Raw genomic sequence first — 12,454 nt, 5'->3', positions numbered from 1 at the left:
CCTATTTCTCAATCTCTCTGTTATTGTAAAGTTCCTGCATCTCTTCGATGGGCTTTTCCATGATCTGCTCGATCAGCTGATCATACTCCCCGTGGTGGATCTCCTCCACCCGGTTGGTAAGATGCTCTGATTCAGGCGCAATGTATTTCCCGGTAAGACGTCTTGCCAGAAGCCCCACCATGGGATGAGAGATCCCCGCCGGGCAGCGCACGGAACAACAGCCGCAGCCGATACAGTCGAAGGATTCCTCCGCGCATTTCTCAAACTCGCCCCGCTGTGCGTAGGCGATGTACTGCATTACGTTCAGGTCCTGTGTGCATGCCTTGGTACAGGCGTTGCAGCCAATGCAGCTGTAGATCTCCGGATAAAGCTCCATCATGATCCGCTGCTCAGGCCTGATCTCTTCTATGTCATAAGTCCGCTTGTCTGTAGGGAAATAGGGAATGCTTGCCACATACATGCCCTCTTCCACCTGGGTCTGACAGGCAAGCCCGGTCTTTAACTCATTCTTTCCCTTGATCCGGTAAATGGTGGCGCAGGCGCCGCAAAAACCATGCCGGCAGCCGCAGCCCCGTTTCAGTTCATATCCTGCATATTCCATGGCCGTCATAATGGTCAGGTCAGCAGGGACGCTGTATCGTTTTCCGAAAAAATATACGTTTACCATGTTTTCCATGAGTGTTCGTTCCTTTCCTGGTGACGCGCCCCTAGGTTTAACCTTTGGGCGCTTTTATGCTACAACCTCGATTTCGCTTACGCTGCATCTCGGTTGAGTTTCACATGTCTATAAAGTTGGCCTGTTTATCCTCCAGTGCCGGATCCGCCTGCCTGCGCAGCCGGATCCAAGGGGCTAGTATTCGTCTGGCATTTCGTCGATCTCGTCGCAGCGGAATACGGGGCCGTCTTTGCATACATATTTTGATCCAATGTTACATCTTCCGCATTTGCCTACGCCGCACTTCATCCGAAGTTCCAGGGTGGTGTAGACCTGCTCCCGTGAGAAGCCCAGTTCTTCCAGGCCTGCCAGAGTGAATTTGATCATGATGGGCGGTCCGCACACCAGCACGGTCTTGTCTACGTCAAAGCCAAGTTCTTTTACGTAGTTGGGAACAAATCCCACGTGACCGTCCCAGCCTTCTTCCTCCCGGTCGATGGTCAGGTGGACATTCACGCCCTCTGCCTTCATCCACACTTCCTGGATCTCCTTTAACTGCACCAGGTCTTCTGCGGAGCGGGATCCGTAGACGATGTCCACGGTTCCGTATTTCTCCCGGTTATCCAGCACGTAGTTGATCACGGACCGAAGGGGCGCAAGGCCGATGCCGCCGGCGATAAAGAGAAGATTCTTTCCCAGAAGTTTATCTTCCACCGGAAAGTGGTTTCCATAAGGACCACGCACGGTGATCTCGTCTCCCACTTCCAGGCTGTGGAGATAATCGGTGAGAACGCCGCATTTCTTAATGCTGAACTCCTGATATTCCCGATTGGTAGGCGAGGAAGTAATGGAAAACATTCCCTCGCTGACCCCCGGGGCGCACAGCATGGCGCACTGGCCCGGCATATGCTCGAAAAGCTTTCCGCCTTCCGGCGCATTTACCCGGAAGGTCTTCACATCCGGCGTTTCTTCCCGGATGTCAGTGATCACTCCCACCTGCGGGATCAAAGTATCTAATTGATAATTCTTATGACAGGTACATTCGCTCATGCCTTTGCCCCCTCCTTTTCCTGAAATGCTTTTATCACCTTCACAATATTCAGGGACGCCGGACATTTCTCCACGCACCGGCCGCAGCCTACGCAGGAGTACATCCCGTCATTGTTGGCCGGGAAATACACCAGCTTGTGCATGAACCGCTGGCGGAACCGTTCCTTCTGGCTGGTCCGGTTATTGCCGTGGGCCATCATAGTGAAATCCGAATACATGCAGGAATCCCAGCATCGGTAGCGCTGTACCCCGTGTCCGGTATCATAGTCCTTGATGTCGTAGCACTGGCAGGTAGGGCACACGAAAGTACAGGTGCCGCAGGCCAGGCAGGGTTTGTAGAGTTCCTCCCACAGAGGCGACTCAAACCTCTCCATCAGCACATCCCCGTTCCATCCTTCCAGGGAAAGATGGGAGTAGGGAAGTTCTTCGATGATAGAGCGGATCTTCTCCTCTTCTTCTGCCACTGCCGTTTCGCTTCCGGCATCCTCTGCTTTTTCCAGGAGGTCTGCCAGATTTTCCGTCAGCTTCTGTCCTTTTTCCGTCTCCGGCTTCCAGTACAGGGTGTCCTCCACCATCCAGGCTGCCACGTCTGCCGCCGGATGGGCCGCGTCCACGCCGAACACCTTGCAGAAGCAGGTCTCTTCCGGCTCATGACAGGCCAGGGCAACAATGGTGCCGTGGTCTCTTCTTGCAGCGTAGAAGGTGTCAATAGGATCCGAAAGGAATACCCGGTCCAGCACCTCTACTCCTTTTATGTCGCAGGCTTTCATGCCAAACACCACGAAATCCTGCTCTTTCAGGGTCTCCGGTTCTACGCTTAACTTCTTTCCCTCCCGGTAACAGGTATACAGAGTCTCGCTCTGGGGAAAGAACACATCCTTGGGAGACTTCACAGTCTTCAAAGTGTCAAGATCCACCTCTGCCTCTTCTCTCCACACGCCGAAATTGGTCTGATCTGCGGTGCGGACCGGCAGATATAATTCCTGATCTGCGGCGATCTTCTGGAATAATGCAGGCAGATCTTCTCGTTTTATCTTATACATGCCTTAACTCCTTTCCGCCACGATCCCAGGCTCTGCGTCGTCCAACTGGTAACTGGTCAGGGGGCCTCTCTCCTCAAGGTCTGCGCCCGCCTGATACTCTCCGTACAGTTCGTCAATGTCTTTGATGAACTTCCGGTTGAAAAGATGAAGGGGAATCCCCTGCGGGCATACCCGGCTGCACTCACCGCAGTCGGTACACCGTCCCGCCACATGGAAGGCCCGGATGATGTGGAACATCTTTTCCTCAAAGGAATCCACGTTGGCCTTCTGGGCGCTGTCAAACTTGTTGCTGTCAAAGACACATTTGCGGCAGCTGCAGGCCGGGCAAACATTCCGGCAGGCATTGCAACGGATACATTTGCTCAGTTCCTTCTGGAAAAAGGCGAATTTTTCTTCCGGGCTCATGGCCTCGATCCGCTCTACTTCCGCGAACCGGTCCCCGTCTTTGGTCTCTTTGGACTCCCCGATGATCTCGTCGAAGATCATGTGATCCTTGCCCTTACAGACGTGACACCGCTCCAGCATGGCGTCCTTGTAGGGAACTTCCTTCTCTCCGTAAAGGGTCTCAAAGGTCAGGGTCTCGGCCGCATCCTCAAGTTTGGCTCCTGCGATGCTTTTGATCCCTTTGATCCCCATCTTGCGGATCTTCTCAATGTCCAGCTTGCCCTTGCAGCCCACGCCGATGATATAGGCTTTCTCCCGGTCTACCCGGTGTTCTTTCATCAGCTGCTGGAAGCTGTAGGTGTCACAGGGCTTTAAGAATACCAGAGTCTTTCCCTCCATCTTAGAGGCCTCGATCATGTATTTGCTTAAATTTGCCCCGCAGAATCCGTTATATACGAATTCTTCCAGGTCTTCTTCTTTCTCAAAATATGCCGGCTCCGGATTATAAGGCAGGTCGCCGGCTTTCCATCCCAGCACCCGTTTTACGGTTCCGTCGGCCAGGAGTTCTTTTGCCCGATTTACGATTTCCTGCATCTTAAATCCTCCAATCTTACGTTTTTCCCAAGGGATGTGATCTTGTCTACAAACTCATGCATGGTCTGGGAGAATTTCACACCTTCTGCCGCGGATACCCATTCCACCCGGGTCCGTCCGTTCTCCACGCCGATAAAGTCCAGCATGGAGAAAAGAAGAGTCATTCTCCGCCTTGCATAATAGTTTCCTGAGGTATAGTGGCAGTCGCCGGGATGGCATCCGCAGATGATCACTCCGTCCGCCCCTCTTTCAAATGCTCTTAAGATAAACATGGGATTTACCCGGCAGGAACAGGGAACACGGATGATCTTTACATCTGCGGAGTAAGAAAGACGGCTGCTTCCTGCCAGATCCGCGCCGGCGTAGCTGCACCAGTTACAGCAAAACGCCACGATCTTAGGCTTAAATTCTTCTCTTGCTTCTATCGACATATAGCATCCACCTCCGCTAAAATCTGTCTGTTGGAAAATCCCTTCAGGTCCATAGCGCCGGAAGGACAGGTAACCGTGCAGGCGCCGCAGCCCTGGCAGAGAGCTTCGTTGACCACAGCAATGCGCCGTACTTCCCGGATCCCGTGGTCATTGACTTCCTTCTCTTCATAGGTAATGGCTCCGTAAGGACACACATTGGCACACTGGGAACAACCGTTGCACAGCAGCTCATCGGAATGGGCTGTACAGGGGTTGGTCAGAAGCTTATCCTTGGCCAGAAGTCCGATGGCCTTTACAGCCGCCGCTCCAGCCTGGGATACCGTCTCCGGAATATCTTTGGGCCCCTGGCACACGCCGGAGAGGAAGACTCCCGCTGTGGGGGACTCTACCGGACGAAGCTTGGCATGGGCTTCGGTCAGGAAATTATTGGTGTCAATGCTGGCAGTGAGCATGGTGGCGATTTTGCGCACATCCGGGTTTGGCTCAATGGCCGCCGCCAGGACTACCATATCCGCTTCCTTTAAGATCTGCTTGTTGTCCAGCAGATCCGCTCCCTGCACCAGAAGCTTTCCGTCTGGCTGGGGAATGACTTTGCCCACCTGTCCTTTGATATAGTTCACACCGTATTCTTCCACGGCCCGGCGGTAGAACTCATCAAAGTTCTTGCCCGGAGTCCGCACATCGATATAGAATACGGTTACATTTACATCCGGATACTTATCCCGGATCAGCATGGCGTGCTTGGCGGTATACATGCAGCAGATCTTGGAACAATAACTCTTGCCGCGGTTATCGGCGCACCGGCTTCCCACGCACTGGATGAACACGATCTCTTTGGGCGCCTTCCCGTCAGAGAGCCGTTCCAGATGACCTCCGGTTGGACCTGCCGCGTTCATGATCCGCTCCAGTTCCAGGGAAGTGATCACATCCTTGCTCTGGCTGTAGGCATACTCGTCATAGTCGTCCAGCTTGATCATGTCGAATCCGGTAGCCACCACGATGGCGCCATATTTCTCGGTAATGATCTCATCCTTCTGCTCATAGTCGATGGCGCCTGCCTGGCACACCTTGGAGCAGATCCCGCATTTTCCGGTCTTAAACTTGATACAGGCCTCCCGGTCGATCACCGGCACATTGGGGATGGCCTGGGCAAACGGAGTATAGATGGCGCTCCGGTTATTTAACCCCCGGTTAAATTCGCTGGGCGTCTTCTTGCTGGGACATTTTTCCTGACAGACGCCGCAGCCGGTACATTTGCTCATATCCACGCTTCTTGCCTTCTTGCGGATGTCCACCGTGAAATCTCCCACAAACCCGGAAACTTTCTCTACTTCACTGTAGGTATAGATGTTGATATTGGGATGCGCGTTGGCCTCCACCATCTTCGGGGTCAGGATACAGGCCGAACAGTCCAGGGTTGGAAAGGTCTTGTCAAGCTGAGACATTCTTCCGCCGATACTGGGGGTCTTCTCCACGATATCCACCGGATACCCCGCGTCCGCGATATCCAGCGCCGTCTGGATGCCGGCGATCCCGCCGCCGATCACCAGGGCCCGCTTGGTCACCCGGCTCTCTCCCGGCTGAAGCGGTGTATTCAAATTCACTTTGGCCACAGCCGCACGCATCAGGATCACAGCCTTCTCGGTAGCCTCTTCCATATCCTTATGGATCCAGGAACAGTGCTCCCGGATGTTGGCAATCTCTACCATATAAGGGTTTAATCCTGCCCGCTCTGCCGCATTCCGGAAGGTATTCTCATGCATCCGCGGAGAACAGGAGCATACCACGATGCCGCTTAAGTGCTTCTCCTGAATAGCCGCCCGGATTTTCTCCTGCCCGGCTTCGGAACACATATACTGATAATCTTCCGCGTGGACCACGCCCGGCTCATGCAGAGCCATCTCTACTACTTTTTTTACATCTACCGTTGCGGCAATATTAGAACCGCAGTGGCAGACGAATACGCCGATCCTAAGCACCTTCCATCACCTCCTGTACCTTCTGAATGCACTGACTAATAACTGCTGCGGGATCTCCGGATCCAGCAGTTCCGGGATCTCGTCCGGACTTAAGTAGTCCCCGCCCCTTTGCCGCTCTACGATCTGTCTTGCCGCGTCGATGAGTTTTCCCGGCTTTACGTCCCGGGGACACCGCTGTACACAGGCAAAGCAGGACAGACATTTCCATAAGGATCTGGATTTTACCAGCGATTCAATATCTTCATTAATCACATAGGACACGAACTGATGAGGCTTGATGTCCATCTCATTATAGGATGGGCATGTAGCAGAACATTTGCCGCACTTCATACATTTCAAAGGATTGACGCCGCTGATCTCCCGGATCAGTTCCGCCTGTTTTTTCTTGTCTGTCATGCCTTCTTCACCTCATCTTTCACACCCAGAGCCTCTGCCAGAAGTTCGGTAAAATAATAAACCGGCAGATCGGTACTGGTATTTTTATTCAGATTATACATACATAAAGGACAGGCGGTGATCAGCATATCCGCGCCAAATCCTTCCGCGCTCTCTTCGATCTTCTGACACATGTTCTTAGACATTTCCTTTTCTTTTAAGGAAATATACCCTCCGCAGCACTCGTTGCGGTAAGGATAGATCACCGGCTCTGCGCCGATGGCCCGGATAAAGTCCTCCATGATCTTCGGATTCTCCGGATTGTCAAAAGACAGGATCTTTCCCGGGCGAAGGAGCAGACATCCATAGTAGGCGCCGATCTTCTTTCCTGTCAGAGGATTAACCACCTTTTCTTTTACTTTATCGAAACCGATCCGGTCCCTTAAAACCTCCAGAAAATGCAGGACTGTGGTCTCTCCCTCATAGGGCGTGGAAAGATCCAGATAGTTGTTAGCCCTGGTACGGATATCCTCTACATTTTTCATGTCGTCATTGACTCTTTTTAACACATGGTGACAGGCGGAACACAGAGTGACCAGTTCCTGCCCTTTTTCCCTGGCCGCATGCAGAGCCCGGACAGAGGCAAGTTTTGTGGCGATCTCATCGTTCCCCAGAGGGTACACGCCGCCGCAGCACTGCCATTCTTCCAGTTCTTCCAGTTCAAAGCCCAAAACTTTGGCCGAAGCCCGGGCGTAAGCGTCCAGGTCTTCGGCTTTATTTTTCAGCGTACAGCCGGGGTAATAGCTGTATTTCATAGCGTTTCCTCCTCATTTCTTATATCTCAATCTGAGCGATCACATCTTTTAATACCTTGGCGCTGGCCTGCAGTCTCTCTACCTCTTCCTCTGTCAGGTGGATCGGGATCCGTCCCTGCACGCCTTTTGGTCCTACCAGGGTCAGCGTACTTAATGCCACATCCTCAATCCCGTACTCGCCATGCATCATGCTGGAAACAGTTGCTACAGAATCGGATGCCGCAAGGATCAGATTACAAAGTTCACAGACTGCAACAGACACGGCGTAGAAAGTGGCTCCCTTCTTGGCGATCACCTGGCCGCCGGACTTGTGCACATATTCTTCCATTCCCGCTTTATCCAGCTCTTTTAAATCTACCTTATCCTTCATCACCTGATAGTAATCATCCAGGTTCATGCTGGCGATATCAGCGCTGTTCCACGGAACAAAAGAGGAATCCCCGTGTTCTCCGTAAACATAAGCGTGAATATTTTTCTGTGCCACATGGAAATGCTCTGACAGACCGTAACGCAGACGCGCCGTATCCAGAATGGTTCCCGACCCGATGATCTGATTCTCCGGCAGACCGGAGATCTTTGTAAACACATAGGTCAGGATATCCACTGGATTGCTGACAATGATATAGATGGCATCCGGCGCCGCTTTCACGATCTCCGGCGTGATCTCTTTGATGATATTCACGTTCGTCTGTGTCAGTTCGATCCTGGTCTGGCCGGGCTTACGGGCAATCCCGGAAGTGATGATCACAATATCGGATCCTGCCGCATCCTCATAATCTCCTGCTATGATCGAAATCGGATTGCGGAAGCAGGTACCCTGCTTAATATCCATCACTTCCCCTTCCACTTTTTCCTTATTGATGTCAATGAGGACCAGTTCCGACGCAATGTCCTCTCCCGACAGTTTATAGGCGATTGTTGCCCCCACACTTCCTGCTCCAATAATAGTGATCTTACTGCTCATACGTTTCCTTTCCTTTCTTTTGATGAAATAAGATTGATAATTTTTTATCATAATAACATATCGTTAATTATTTGACAAGAAGTGTATTTATCTTTTTTGTTAATTATTTAACTTGATCAATATTAATATGGGGACGGGGGATTTTCAAAAATCCCCCGTCCCCATATTAATATTGATCATTATCTTTGACTATTTTCCTACATGTATCGCGCCTGTTTCTGTAACGATCAGATCCATCTGCTGATCATGTTCTTCCACCGGTATATCGTCTGTCAGGAACAATTCCCTGCAAAGGGCCGCTCTGGTGCAGGCAGTCTGTTCCAGATACCGGTCATAATATCCGCCTCCGTATCCCAGGCGGGCTCCCTGTTCATTACAGGTCAGACATGGGACCAGAGCCAGGTCTATCTCTTCCGGGCGGATCAGTCCGGCTCCCGGCGCCGGTTCCAAAATTCCAAAAGTCCCGGGTGCAAGGTCCTGTAAAGAATGGATCTCATAAACCTGCATCACGCCTTTTTTCTCACAGCGCGGCACGCCCAGCCGTTTTCCCTCCGCCAGCACTTTTTCCAGAAGAGGGCGGGTGTTGATCTCCCCTTCCATCCCCACATAACAGAACACCACTTCTGCCTGTTGGAATTCCGGAAGTTCCGCCGCCAGCATACAGATCCTCTCATCTGCCATCTGATAATAGGCGCCGGAAAGAAATTTTCTTTTCTCTAACAGCTCTTCCCGCAGTCTTTGTTTCTTCATGGCTGCACCTTCTCCAGTACCAGGTCCAGGTCCAGCGTCAGAGTTCCGTCCTCCAGCTGAAAGCATGGGATTCCGATCTTCCCTTCTTTTTTCACTTCATCAAAGAGTGGCTCATGATCTCTGAGTTTCAAAAAACGCTTCAGATTTGCGGTACTGTCTGTCCAGTCCAGATAGATATAAGAAATATTCTTGTCCTTCAGCACTTCTTCTGCATGCACGCAATCGGGACAGGCGTTGGTTCCATACATAATCAGTTTCATCCTATTTTGCCTCCTGCTTTTGTTATCTCATAACAACCCATTTATTGTTTAGCACAAAAGTCCGCATAATACAATAGGAAATGAAAAGAAACTTCCCTGCTGCTACCGGCAGTGATATATAATCTTTGACACTTTCTTTCCAGTGCTTAAATAACCGTACTGTCTGACCCCCTCCCGGATGATCTGGTCCAGCTTTTCTTTTGACAGCCGGCAGATCGTATCATCCTCCAGGATGATCTCGCATCCGCCGTCATTACAGCACCCTTTCCCGCACTCAATCTTGTACAGGTTCTGCCTGCTGATCGCTCCAATCTCTTCCAGTGCGTTGATCATGCGATAAACCGTGGCCACCCCGATCCGTTTGTCCTGTTTCGAAGCCTTGTAATAGATTTCTTTGCAGCTTGCACAGTCATCCTTCAGGATGATATCAATCAGAAGTTTTCTCTGCTTTGTGATACGACATCCATTTTCTTTTAATTGTTCTATGATTTCATCTTTTCTGCTCACCATACCGCCGCCTCATATCAGGAAATGCTGACAACTTCAAATCCCGCTCCTTCTACAGCCTGTTTCAGAACACTCTCATCTACCGCACGGTCGTAAGACACTTCCGCCCGGTTATCTTTCAGGTTTACTTTTGCCGAAACCCCGTCTATCGCGTTAAGCGCACTGGTCACACTGTTCACACAGTTCTGGCAGTGCATGCCTGAAATGCGGATCGTGCGGCGTCCGATCACAGGACCGTCAAGCGTCTTCCTTTTCGGCTTTTTCGGCTTCACGCTGCCGGATCCGCCACCGCAGCATGCCCCCTCTCCTTTGAAATGCTTCAACGATCCCTTCACCGCAAAGATGAGAACGATCAGGATCACCACCATAATAATCGCGTCACCCATCACTATCCCTCCATCCTGTTCCTGTCATTCTATTGATTAGTATATGCTAACTACGGTTAGTATTCAATAACTCCAGGTGGATTTTATTGATATTTTTTCTCAAAAACAAAAAACTGATGTTTTCTGCGACAAATCGTCACTGAAAACATCAGTCAACTTTTTAAACCGGCCCGCTATTCTTCCGTCAAAAGATTTCTCATACTTTGCAGGCTGATCAGCAGTGTGGATGTGTTGTGAAGCAGCGCTGAGGATGTAGGCCTGATCCGTCCGGTGATCCCAAGCGCGATCAGCGCCGCGTTGATCCCGATGATCTGGTGATAATTTTTCCCGATCCGTTTCATCATCCCGTTTGCGAGACGCTTCAGTACCACCAGTTCCGCCAGGTCTTCCGCCGCAATGGTAATATCGGCGATCTCTCTTGCAAGCTCCGCGCCGTCGCTGATGGCAATGCCCGCGTCAGCGGCGGACAGGGCCGGGGAATCATTGATCCCGTCCCCGATCATGATGACCTTGTGTCCCAGCGCTTTTTCCCGCTCCACAAATCCTGCCTTTTCTTCCGGCAGCACTTCCGCGTAATACTCGTCCACGCCGACCCGGCGGGCGACAGCGGCAGCGGTCTTCTCACTGTCCCCGGTCATCATGACCGTTTTCTGTACCCCTTGTGCTCTCAGCGCCCGGATCATATCCGCCGCCTCTTCCCGCAACGGATCTTCGATACAGATCACCGCGACAAGTTCCTTTTCAATGGCAAGATACAGGTGGGAGTACTCTTCCGGCAGCGCCTCAAATCTCTCCCGGCATTCCGGGCGGACTGTGCAGCCTTCGTCTTCAAATACAAAATGACTGCTTCCGATCACCACTTTTTTCCCGTCAATATATGAAGAGATCCCATGCGCCACCACATACTCTACTTTCGAATGCATTTCCTCATGGGCGAGACAGCGCTTCTTTGCCGCATCCACCACGGCCTTTGCCATGGAATGAGGGAAATGTTCCTCCAGGCACGCCGCGATCCGCAGGCATTCTTCCTCCGGTTCATCCCCGAATGGGATCACTGCTTTCACCGTGGGCTTCGCCTTTGTAAGCGTCCCGGTCTTGTCAAAAACCACGGTGTCCGCTTCCGCGACCGCTTCCAGGAATTTCCCGCCTTTCACGGTGATCCCGTACCCGCCGGCCTCCCGGATCGCTGAGAGCACAGTCAGGGGCATGGCAAGCTTCAGGGCGCAGGAAAAGTCCACCATAAGCACGGACAACGCCTTTGTCACATTTCTGGTCAGGAGCCCGGCTGCCGCCGTGCCAAGCAGAGTGTACGGCACCAGCCGGTCGGCCAGATGCTCCGCCCTGCTCTCCATAGAAGACTTCAGTTTCTCCAAATCTTCGATCATGGCCACGATCTTTTCAAATCTGGTGGAGCCGGAAACCGCCTTTACCAGGATGTCCAGTTCGCCTTCCTCCACCACGGTTCCCGCATAGACGGACTGCCCTGGCACCCTGCGCACGGGCATGGCCTCCCCTGTAAGGGAGACCTGGTTTACCATGCCTTCCCCGCCGGACACCTCTCCGTCAAAGGGGATCACATTTCCCATATGTACGGTCACAACGTCGCCCTTTCGGATCTGATCCGCCTTTACCAGGATCTCCTGCCCGTCCCGTTTCAGCCAGACTTTTTTAATGTTCAGGGACATGCTCCGCGCCAGGTCTCCCACGGATTTTTTATGGGTCCACTCTTCCAGGAGTTCTCCCACTCCCAAGAGGAACATGACCGAACCGGCGGTATTAAAGTCCCGCCGCAGGACGGAGACCCCGATGGCAGTCGCATCCAGAAGCGGGACTTCGATCTTCCTCTCCCGGATGCAGCGCAGCCCCGCCGCAAGATATCGAAGTGACTTAAGCGTCACGATCCCTGCGCGCAGGGTCGCAGGCACCAGAAGCCTTCCGCCGTAGTGCAGCAGCACTTTCGCGATCAGTTTTTCCTTATAAGATGCGTTCAGTTCTCTACCGGAATTGCGGACAACGGTCTCCGGCACGGCTACCTCTTCATACCGGAAGTTCTTCAGCAGACGGAGCAGCGCGGCGCGCTCCCCGGTATAACAGATGACAGCGTCTGCGGTGCGCTCATACACTTTCACATCTGTTATATTGCCCTGCCTGTCCAGATACCAGAAAAGAGTATCCGCCTCCGCACATGTCATTTTCTCCTGAACGACATGGATGCGGAGACGGCCCCTGATCTCATGCTTTATGATAAATTTCATGGGCGG

At 52.2% G+C, this 12,454-nt stretch carries 14 protein-coding genes; all 14 read right to left on the bottom strand.

From position 1 onward, the window contains the following. Position 1: 1 nt before the first annotated feature. Complete coding sequence (locus ABGT54_RS03585; protein WP_204929914.1) at positions 2-676, bottom strand: 4Fe-4S dicluster domain-containing protein; 675 nt, start codon at positions 674-676, stop codon at positions 2-4. 174 nt (positions 677-850) lie between these two features. Then, positions 851-1,705, bottom strand: coding sequence for an FAD/NAD(P)-binding protein (locus ABGT54_RS03580; RefSeq protein ID WP_204908709.1), 855 nt, complete (start codon positions 1,703-1,705; stop codon positions 851-853). Next, a complete protein-coding gene (locus ABGT54_RS03575; RefSeq protein WP_346662869.1) occupies positions 1,702-2,748 on the bottom strand; it encodes a 4Fe-4S dicluster domain-containing protein in 1,047 nt (348 codons plus the stop codon). Before ABGT54_RS03575 ends, ABGT54_RS03580 begins: the two co-directional genes overlap by 4 nt. 3 nt (positions 2,749-2,751) lie before the next feature. Further along, positions 2,752-3,726 carry a 4Fe-4S dicluster domain-containing protein gene (locus ABGT54_RS03570; protein ID WP_346662868.1) on the bottom strand — a complete coding sequence of 325 codons (975 nt, stop codon included), beginning with the start codon at positions 3,724-3,726 and terminating at the stop codon, positions 2,752-2,754. Further along, positions 3,711-4,157 (bottom strand): hydrogenase iron-sulfur subunit, encoded by a 447-nt coding sequence (locus ABGT54_RS03565; RefSeq protein WP_204908712.1) that lies wholly within the window; start codon positions 4,155-4,157, stop codon positions 3,711-3,713. The genes ABGT54_RS03570 and ABGT54_RS03565 overlap by 16 nt, the downstream gene beginning before the upstream one ends. Continuing rightward, a complete protein-coding gene (locus ABGT54_RS03560) occupies positions 4,148-6,136 on the bottom strand; it encodes a 4Fe-4S binding protein (protein WP_204908713.1) in 1,989 nt (662 codons plus the stop codon). Before ABGT54_RS03560 ends, ABGT54_RS03565 begins: the two co-directional genes overlap by 10 nt. Positions 6,137-6,142: 6 nt before the next feature. Next, positions 6,143-6,532, bottom strand: a complete 390-nt coding sequence (locus ABGT54_RS03555; protein ID WP_204908714.1) for a 4Fe-4S dicluster domain-containing protein — start codon at positions 6,530-6,532, stop codon at positions 6,143-6,145. Next, positions 6,529-7,326, bottom strand: coding sequence for a CoB--CoM heterodisulfide reductase iron-sulfur subunit B family protein (locus tag ABGT54_RS03550; RefSeq protein ID WP_346662867.1), 798 nt, complete (start codon positions 7,324-7,326; stop codon positions 6,529-6,531). Before ABGT54_RS03550 ends, ABGT54_RS03555 begins: the two co-directional genes overlap by 4 nt. 19 nt (positions 7,327-7,345) lie before the next feature. Next, entirely contained in the window at positions 7,346-8,290 is a 945-nt protein-coding gene (locus tag ABGT54_RS03545) for an L-lactate dehydrogenase (protein ID WP_204908716.1), read from the bottom strand. A 189-nt stretch (positions 8,291-8,479) separates the two neighbouring features. Then, positions 8,480-9,040 (bottom strand): 5-formyltetrahydrofolate cyclo-ligase, encoded by a 561-nt coding sequence (locus ABGT54_RS03540; RefSeq protein WP_346662866.1) that lies wholly within the window; start codon positions 9,038-9,040, stop codon positions 8,480-8,482. Further along, entirely contained in the window at positions 9,037-9,300 is a 264-nt protein-coding gene (locus tag ABGT54_RS03535) for a glutaredoxin domain-containing protein (RefSeq protein ID WP_346662865.1), read from the bottom strand. The genes ABGT54_RS03540 and ABGT54_RS03535 overlap by 4 nt, the downstream gene beginning before the upstream one ends. Positions 9,301-9,402: 102 nt before the next feature. Next, positions 9,403-9,810 (bottom strand): transcriptional repressor, encoded by a 408-nt coding sequence (locus ABGT54_RS03530; protein ID WP_346662864.1) that lies wholly within the window; start codon positions 9,808-9,810, stop codon positions 9,403-9,405. A gap of 14 nt (positions 9,811-9,824) precedes the next feature. Beyond that, entirely contained in the window at positions 9,825-10,193 is a 369-nt protein-coding gene (locus ABGT54_RS03525) for a heavy metal-associated domain-containing protein (protein ID WP_346662863.1), read from the bottom strand. A gap of 173 nt (positions 10,194-10,366) precedes the next feature. Further along, entirely contained in the window at positions 10,367-12,448 is a 2,082-nt protein-coding gene (locus tag ABGT54_RS03520; protein ID WP_346662862.1) for a heavy metal translocating P-type ATPase, read from the bottom strand. Positions 12,449-12,454 lie beyond the last annotated feature (6 nt).

The sequence above is a fragment of the uncultured Merdimonas sp. genome, from assembly GCF_963929015.1.
In the GTDB taxonomy this organism is placed as follows: domain Bacteria; phylum Bacillota; class Clostridia; order Lachnospirales; family Lachnospiraceae; genus Merdimonas.
This window is presented reverse-complemented; position numbering and strand designations above follow the sequence as displayed.

Excerpts from the sequence above, each read along its gene's own strand:
- ABGT54_RS03555 (WP_204908714.1), bottom strand. The coding sequence starts at position 6,532 with ATGACAGACAAGAAAAAACAGGCGGAACTGATCCGGGAGATCAGCGGC.
- ABGT54_RS03535 (WP_346662865.1), bottom strand. The coding sequence starts at position 9,300 with ATGAAACTGATTATGTATGGAACCAACGCCTGTCCCGATTGCGTGCAT.
- ABGT54_RS03580 (WP_204908709.1), bottom strand. The coding sequence starts at position 1,705 with ATGAGCGAATGTACCTGTCATAAGAATTATCAATTAGATACTTTGATC.
- ABGT54_RS03585 (WP_204929914.1), bottom strand. The coding sequence starts at position 676 with ATGGAAAACATGGTAAACGTATATTTTTTCGGAAAACGATACAGCGTC.
- ABGT54_RS03550 (WP_346662867.1), bottom strand. The coding sequence starts at position 7,326 with ATGAAATACAGCTATTACCCCGGCTGTACGCTGAAAAATAAAGCCGAA.
- ABGT54_RS03570 (WP_346662868.1), bottom strand. The coding sequence starts at position 3,726 with ATGCAGGAAATCGTAAATCGGGCAAAAGAACTCCTGGCCGACGGAACC.
- ABGT54_RS03530 (WP_346662864.1), bottom strand. The coding sequence starts at position 9,810 with ATGGTGAGCAGAAAAGATGAAATCATAGAACAATTAAAAGAAAATGGA.
- ABGT54_RS03575 (WP_346662869.1), bottom strand. The coding sequence starts at position 2,748 with ATGTATAAGATAAAACGAGAAGATCTGCCTGCATTATTCCAGAAGATC.
- ABGT54_RS03545 (WP_204908716.1), bottom strand. The coding sequence starts at position 8,290 with ATGAGCAGTAAGATCACTATTATTGGAGCAGGAAGTGTGGGGGCAACA.
- ABGT54_RS03565 (WP_204908712.1), bottom strand. The coding sequence starts at position 4,157 with ATGTCGATAGAAGCAAGAGAAGAATTTAAGCCTAAGATCGTGGCGTTT.
- ABGT54_RS03540 (WP_346662866.1), bottom strand. The coding sequence starts at position 9,040 with ATGAAGAAACAAAGACTGCGGGAAGAGCTGTTAGAGAAAAGAAAATTT.
- ABGT54_RS03520 (WP_346662862.1), bottom strand. The coding sequence starts at position 12,448 with ATGAAATTTATCATAAAGCATGAGATCAGGGGCCGTCTCCGCATCCAT.
- ABGT54_RS03525 (WP_346662863.1), bottom strand. The coding sequence starts at position 10,193 with ATGGGTGACGCGATTATTATGGTGGTGATCCTGATCGTTCTCATCTTT.